This is a genomic window from Rhodoblastus sp. 17X3, from assembly GCF_030056575.1.
In the GTDB taxonomy this organism is placed as follows: domain Bacteria; phylum Pseudomonadota; class Alphaproteobacteria; order Rhizobiales; family Beijerinckiaceae; genus Rhodoblastus.
The window spans coordinates 282271-289921 of the sequence record NZ_JASHHX010000003.1; the positions used below are offsets into that span (position 1 = coordinate 282271).

The window sequence follows — 7651 nt, forward strand, 5'->3', positions numbered from 1 at the left end:
AAAACGGCGTCGCGACAATGCCAAACGCGTTGTCGCAGAAAGGCGGCCATGTTGTGACCCGGAACTCAACCATGTGACGATGGGGAGCCTAATGGCCTGGAATCGCTGGTACGGAATCAAGAGCTATATCGGCTCTTCGCTCTGGGTCATCCCTTTCGTCGCGTTGGTCCTCGAGCAAATAGTGCTGCGAACTGTCCTCGCGCTCAGCGGCCAGCTTGATTGGACGCCGCTTTGGCCGCTTACGGAAGCAGCGACCTCTTCGGCGTTGCAAACGATCATCACGCTGTCGCTTTCCTTCCTCGTCTTCACCTTCGGTTCCATTCTCGTGGCCATTCAGGTGGCGAGCGGTCAGCTGACGCCGAGGATCATCGCGACCGCATTGTTGCGCGACAATGTCATCCGTCTGACTGCGGGGCTTTTCGTTTTCACGCTGCTATTCGCGATTGGCGCCGTCGCCCGGCCCAACCTTTCGGGGCCCCGGTTGATCCTTTGGCTGGCCGGCTTTCTCGGCCTCGCCTCCATTGCCGCTTTTCTTTATCTCATCGACTACGCCGCGCGGCTGCTTCGTCCGGGCTCGATCCTTTGGCGCATCGCCGAAGACGGCCTCGCCGTCATAGAGGATATCTATCCGAGGTCGGTCGAAGAGTCGGATCACGGCCTAATCGCGCCGGCGTTCGGCACGCCAGCCCAAACGATTCCGCATCGAGGAAGCCCCGCTGTCGTCATAGCGATCAACATTCCCGCTTTGGTCGCAGAAGCTCGTCGTTCGGACGGCCTGATCGAACTGGTTCCGCGCGTCGGAAATTTTGTCGATGTTGGCGAGCCTCTTTTTAAATTGCATGGCGGCCGCGGTGCCATGGACCAGCACAGATTGCGGAGCCTGGTGGCATTCGCTTCCGAACGGACCATTGAGCAGGACGCGACCTTCGCCATAAGGGTGATCGTCGATGTTGCAAGCAAAGCTCTATCGCCGGCGATCAATGATCCGACGACCGGCGTTCTCGCGCTCGACCAGCTTCACAGGCTGTTGCGCAAGATCGGCCTCCGACATCTTCACGATGAGATCGTTACGGACAGCGATGGAACCGGCCGGCTTGTTCTGCGAACGCCGAACTGGGACGATTTCGTTCAACTCTCCTTTTGCGAGATCCGGCTTTATGGCGCGGGAAATTTCCAGATCGCGCGTCGCCTGCGCGCGATGATTGAAGATCTCATCGCCAACCTGCCCGAACGGCGTCGGCCACCTCTAAGGCGGGAGCTCGAACTACTCGATCAAAGCATAGAGCGTCTTTACAATTCGCCGGAAGACCGGGCCTTGGCGCGGACACCCGACATGCAGGGGCTGGGCGGCGCAATGTCGGTCAAATCGACATGAACGAGCACCGCGATGTCGATTGAGAAATTGATCAATGTCCTCGTCATTGTCACGCTGATCCAGCTGATGGTGACCATCGGGTTGGGCGTAACGATCAGGGACGTGATCTCCGTAGCGATGAATTGGCGGCTGGCGGCCCGCGCCGCGATCGCCAATTACATTCTCGTTCCAGCCTGCGCGTTGGTCCTGCTGCTGATGGTCCAATCTACCGCACTGGTCGCGACCGGCATCCTGATCGCTGCGGCTTGTCCCGGCGCGCCTTACGGACCGCCCCTTGTTGGATTGGCCAAGGGCGGCGTTCCCGCTGCGGTCGGCCTGATGGCGCTGCTCGCGGGTTCCTCTGCGCTCGTCTCTCCCGTGTTGCTGAGCATCACGCTACCGTTCGTAGCGGGTGATCAGCCATTGGCCATCAATGTCGTCAAAATGGACGAGACGCTGTTTCTGACACAGCTTCTGCCCTTGGCGATCGCCATCGCTTTCAAGAACTGGCGGCCAGACTTGGCGGAACGGCTGGTGAAGCCGTCGAAGAGGTTGAGTCTCGCCCTCAACATCGTGACCATCGGGATGATCATCGCCGTTCAGTTCCCTCTGCTTCTGGCGATCAAGCCTGCCGGATACGCTGGAATGCTGGCGTTGACCTTGGCCGGCGTCGGTTTCGGTTGGTTGCTTGGTGGCGCCGGCGAAAGCCAGCGGGTTGCGATGGCTTTTTCCACGGGCGTCCGGAACGCCGGAGTGAGCCTCGCCATTGCAACGGTAAGCTTCCCCGGGACGGAGGCGGTGACCACGGCTTTGGCCTTCGCCATTTTCCAGACCATCGTGCTGGTCTTGCTGGCGTTCCTGTGGGGGCGATGGACGTAGCCGGCATAGACTTCTTTTCCTGGCCGCCAACCGCGATCCGTCTCAACTTGAACGGCTTTTCTTGCCGCGCGTCGCCATGGCCTGAGCATTTTGGTCAGGGAATGAGGAACAAAAGATCCGCTCCGAGAATGCGAACTTTATCGGAAATGTTCGCCTTCGCCTCTGTTCCGACGGACGCCATGCTGGCGCCCGCCGCCTGACTTGGTTGTTTCATCCATTGCGGCCTCCCAGGGCTTTGGTCTTGCTGGCCTTCGGACCCAGCAATTGCTCGACCTGGGCGAGCCGGCGCTGGCCCTCCTCGGGCGGCGCGCCGCGCGCGGCGATCATGAGATGCAGCGCCTCCAGCGCCTTGGCGGCCTCCGGGCTTCCGGCGGGCGCGAGTTTGGGCAAGGCGGCGATCGCCCGCTCGGGATCGAGCGCGACGAGCTGCAACTGCTCCCTGAAGATGTCCTTGAAGAGCTGGTTGTCGATCCGCTCGCCCGCCTCGCGGGATTCGCGGATGATCTTGAGCATGTTGAAGCCGCGTTCGTCGATCGAGCCTTCAGGCAGGCGGACGTAAATCAGCGCGCGCAAGAAGGCTTCTTCGAGCCCGCCCGCGTCGAAGCGATGTTCGAGCTTTTCACGCAATTGCGCAGCCGCCGCCTCGCGGTTGAGGTCGCGCGCCGCGCGGCGGCTTTCGGCGCCCTGTTCGCCGCCGAGGCCGACCACCGCCTGAAGCCAGGGAGAAGCGTAGGCGTTGAGGAAAAAAGCCTCGGTCATGGCCTCGCGCAAGACGCCGACGGAATTCAGCCATGTCGTCATCCAGGCCGAGCCGATGCGCTCCATCGCGACGAACGGATTGTCGTCAGCGACGGGCTTGCGATGCGCGCGCACCGTTTCCGCCGCGGCCTTGACCGAGGCCATCGCGGGATTGCGGTCGGAGAACGCGGCGAAGCGAAGCCGATGCGGATGCGTATCGCGCAGGAAAGCGGCGGTGGTCTCGCTCGCCGCCGCGCGGACGAATGGCTGCAGGAAGGTCTGGTACAGGCCGAGATTGATCTCGGAAACGCGCGCGGCGGTCGCGAAGCGCTTGTTGTCGAGGTCGCTGTTGACGCCGAATTTGCGAATGTCGTCGAGCGTCCGGGTCTCGAGGCGGAAGAGGAAATTGCCCTTGATCAGCGCGCGATTGCCTTCGACGGCGCCGGCGTCGTCGATGACGGCCTCGTAAAGGCCGGGCGGCAGCACGTCGATCAGGTCCATGACGGAGACGAATTCGCTGTGCTCCTTCTGCGCGACCTGGCCCGAGACGAAGATGCCGAGATGGCCGATGCTCTCATGCACGGCGTAGACGATGGTCTGGCCATTGGCGACGATCTCGCCGACGTCCTGGTAAAGGTCGAGAATCCAGTCCAGCGCCTGCTGCGGCGGGGTGATGTTGTCGCCCCAGGAGCAGAAGCAGATGATTGGCGAACTGATGTTGCGCAGATCGATCCGCGCGCCGTCGGAGGTCCGGATCTCGCCGGCGGCGAGCTTGTTGCCGACGAAGAGATTGTCCGCGATCCATTGCATTTCATTGGCGTTGAGCAGCACCGGGCTGCCCCACCACGTCTCGAAATCGAGGAAGCGCTGCGCCTCGGTGTCCACCTTGGCATAGACGTTATAAGGCTTGCCCCAATAGGTGTTGGCGGGGTTGAGGGATTCGAAATTGGCGACGAGACTGGCGCCGTCGAAAATGCCGCCGCCGAGATCGCCCGCCAGGGCCGTGAGCCAGGTTCCGCCGAGCAGTCCGCCCGTATAGCGCATCGGGTTCTTGCCATGGACGCCCGCCCAATAGGACAGCGGCGAGCCCGCCAGCATGACCGGGCCGGAGAGGTCCGGATTGAGCGCGGCCATCATCATGATCTGCCAGCCGGCCTGGCAATTGGCGATGATGATCGGCTTGCCGTCCGCCTGCGGATGCAGCGAAGCGACCGTCGCCACGAAGACGGCCTCGGCCCGGCACACGTCCTCGACCGTCTGGCCGGGAACGGGGTCGGTCAGGAAGCCGACGAAATAGCAGGGATGCCCCGCCGCGAGCGCCGCCCCGATCTCGCTATAGTCCTTCATCCCGCCGATGCCGGGGCCGTGGCCCGCGCGCGGATCGACGACGATGATCGGCGGCTTGTGCGGATCGATTTTGGCGCCCTTGGGCGGGATCACGCGCGTCAGTAGGTAATTCACCGGGCGCTCCAGCTTGCGCCCGTCGGTCACCAGCTCAACCTTGAAGCTCAGGACATGGGGCGCTTTCATCTCGGCGTGGGCGAAATATTCGTTCCCGCGCCGCCGCAACACGTCGAAGCTCAGGACGTAACGCTGGGCCGCATCGCTCCAATAGTCCAGCAGAGCATTGGTTGCCGTCTTTTTCTCGGACATCGATTCCTCCCGTGTTGCGGTCGCAACGGAGCGAGCCGTTCCATCGCGCCGCCGCCGCCCTCTCCAACTGGTTCCGCTTGCTCCGGCTGCGCAATAGGAGCAATGACGCCGGCAAAAGGTCAATCCCTGCCAATGTCTCCAGGCTGAGGCCGGATCAGCGCGCCTTGGGCAAAACGCTCGACCGGCGCTGTTATTTTTTCAGGAAGCCGTTATGCTTCCGAAATGGGCCAGCCGTCCAACGAACCGGGCGAAAATACCGGCGATTTGATCCTCAAGGTGACGCCTCCGCGCGCGCCGCAAAACGTCCAGATTCGGCCCCGGCTTTCCCTCGGCGCCGACGAGGATTTCAAAAGGCCGATCATTCTTGTCGAGGCGCCGGCGGGGTTCGGCAAGACCTCGCTAATGGCGCAATGGCGGCGCGAATTTCTCGCCGCGGGCGAAGTTGTGGCGTGGCTGACGGCGCAGGACATCGACGAGCCCCAGCGTTTCGCGCAGGCGCTCGTATTGGCGTTTCGATTGGGCTCCGGACGGCCGAAATTCGGCCGTGCGCTGCTCGAATCGGCCAGTCCGAGAGGTCTCGAAAACGTCACCCTTTGGCTCGCTGAAGTCGCTCAGACGGCCGCCAGCGCGGTTCTGATCGTTGATCGCGCGCACCTGTTGCCCCAGGCGTCCTTGGACGCTTTGGCCTATCTCGCAAGGAACCTCCCGGCCAATTTGCGGCTGGTCATCTCGACAAGGGCGAATTGCAAGCTCGGGATCGAAGATCTCGCCGCCTATGGCGAATGCGCCGTCGTCGACTCCCAGATCCTTCAGTTTCGCCTCGACGAAACCGCGCAACTGGTCAGATCCCGCTTTGGCGCGGCCGCAGGCCCCTCAATTGCGGCCAAGCTGCAAGAGTTCACCGAAGGTTGGCCTTTGGGCCTGCAACTCGCCCTTTCAATCATCGGACGCAGCGGAGACCTCCAATCCGAGGTAGCCGGCCTGGAACGGCGCGGAGGATTCTCCCATTCCCGGTTCCTTGGCCTTTTGCTGGCGGACCTGGACCCCGACGACCTCGCCGTCTTGACGCGCGTGTCCATCCTCGATGACCTTCATCCCGACCTTTGCCGGTTCGTCCTCGGATCGGGCGACGAAAGTCGCCGGATCGACCGAATTTCGAGCGACACGGCGGTATTCGTCGTGGCGGAGAACACAGGCTGGTTCAGAATGCACTCGTTCGTGCGCAATGAATTCCGGTGCCGTTTCTCCAGTCTTCCATCCGCGGAGCAGAGCGAACTCCACGCGCGGGCGTCGCTTTGGCTGGCCGAGCGCGGCATGGCCGAAGCGGCCGCGCTTCACGCTTTCGCCTCTGGCGCCAACGAGCGGGCATACGAACTTGCGGAGCGGAGCCTCTACGAAGCGCTGATCCATCGAGGGCGGCAGGGGACCGTCGACAACCTGCTGGGGCGGATCACGGTCGAGGAACTCGACAAGCGTCCCAAACTGCTCCTGACCAAAGCCTGGTCGCTCGCCATCAGCGAAAGGCATAGCGAAGTCAGCGACGTCGTCTCCCGGCTTCTGGCCCGGCCGAACGTGAGCGAGGCCTTCAGGTGCGAATGCGGGCTGATCTTGAGCGGAGGGGCGGTTTTCGCCGACGATCCCGACGCTTTCGTCCGTCTGCACGATCCGTGGGCCGAAGCGCCGCCCTTGCGGGATCCGGTCCTGCTGCATGTTCACGCCAATCGCTCTGGCTTTCGAATGTTGATCGAGGGCGATCCTCCCATGGCCCGTCTGCGGCTCAAGCAGGCCCCGCAATATGAAGCGGGCCTCGCCCATGCCTATTTGAGCCGATGGACCGATTTCATCCACGGCCTCAGCTATCTCTGGGAAGGACAGGTTTCGACGCTGGAGCAGTTGCTGTCCCCCAAGCTCGCGCAGATCGAGGATGAACTGGGGCGGCGGCATCCGCTCGCGGCCATGACGGCGTCCCTGCTGGCCGCAGCCTTCTGGGAGAGCGGCAATCCGGATCTGGCCGAGGGGCTCCTCGCCAATCGGCTGGACGTGCTGGAGCGCAGCGGCGTCCCCGAAGCAGTGCTGCTCGGCTATCGAACGCTGGGTCGGATGGCATGGGCGAGGGGCGCCGAGAACCTGGCTCTTGAATTTCTGGGCGGCCTTCACGCGATCGGTCAAGCCCGAAATCTGCCGCGGCTTTGCGTCGCGAGCCTCGCCGACCAGGCGCGTTTGAATTCCCATCGTTTCCGGGCCAGCACGTGCTCCGACCTGTGCGCCCGTATCGACGATCTGCTGGCCGACGCCAGCCTCCCTCAGGGACGCCTCTGGCGGCGGAGCGTGAATCTGCTTGCCGACACGGCGAGGGGTTACGCCAGGATCGCTGCTCGAGACTGGGCCGGGGCCCTGGAGCCATTGCTGCGCGCGGAGGAAGTGGCGCAAAAAACGCGGATGGGCCGGCTGCGCATCGAACTCCTTGGATTGCGCGCCTTCGTTCTGTCCAAGACCGGCCAGGACTCGATCGACCTCCTGAAGGAAGCCGTCGACCTTGCCCGATCCTACGGCTTGCAGCGCGTTTTCGCCGACGCCCACCCGGCGCTTGGAGTCTGGGTGGAAGAGGTCGTCGGCCGTCGCGGGGAAGAAACGGCCAGGCCGATCGCTGAAAAGCCGCGCCCCACGACAACTATCCCGCCGTCAACCGCCGCCGGACGAGCCGCGCCCAGTTCAGCGCTGACGCCGAAGGAGCGGCAGGTTCTCGAATTGCTCGCCCAGAATTTTTCGAACAAGGAAATCGGCCTCGCCATGCAGGTGGGCGAGGAAACAATCAAGTGGCACGTGAAAAACCTGTTCTCCAAACTGGACGCCTTTTCGCGTAAACAGGTCGTCATGCGCGCGCGCCTGCTGGGATTTCTGACGCAAGACCTTTGACCTCGATCAGACGTTTGTCCTAGTGTGGATTGATCTGAGCGTAACCACTTAAAAAACAATTGCTTGGGTTAAGCGGCCCGCTGTCTGTCGTTCTGCGCCGCCGTTCGTCCG

4 protein-coding genes are annotated in these 7651 nt (G+C 62.9%); 3 read left to right on the forward strand and 1 reads right to left on the reverse strand.

Annotation, left to right across the window (positions count from 1 at the left end; all coding sequences use genetic code 11):
* The first annotated feature begins 91 nt into the window (after positions 1-91).
* Both QM467_RS05630 and QM467_RS05635 read left to right on the forward strand, forming a co-directional pair.
* On the forward strand, positions 92-1375 hold the full coding sequence (locus QM467_RS05630) for a DUF2254 domain-containing protein (RefSeq protein WP_283365316.1): 1284 nt from the start codon (positions 92-94) through the stop codon (positions 1373-1375).
* A gap of 12 nt (positions 1376-1387) precedes the next feature.
* A complete protein-coding gene (locus QM467_RS05635; protein ID WP_283365317.1) occupies positions 1388-2233 on the forward strand; it encodes a bile acid:sodium symporter family protein in 846 nt (281 codons plus the stop codon).
* A gap of 210 nt (positions 2234-2443) precedes the next feature.
* On the opposite strand, the gene QM467_RS05640 is transcribed toward QM467_RS05635, so the two are convergent.
* Positions 2444-4624: a DUF3141 domain-containing protein gene (locus tag QM467_RS05640; protein WP_283365318.1), complete on the reverse strand. Its 2181-nt coding sequence runs from the start codon at positions 4622-4624 to the stop codon at positions 2444-2446.
* Between the two features lie 222 nt (positions 4625-4846).
* Between QM467_RS05640 and QM467_RS05645 the strand changes: the two genes are divergently transcribed.
* Positions 4847-7540, forward strand: a complete 2694-nt coding sequence (locus tag QM467_RS05645) for a LuxR C-terminal-related transcriptional regulator (RefSeq protein ID WP_283365319.1) — start codon at positions 4847-4849, stop codon at positions 7538-7540.
* Positions 7541-7651 lie beyond the last annotated feature (111 nt).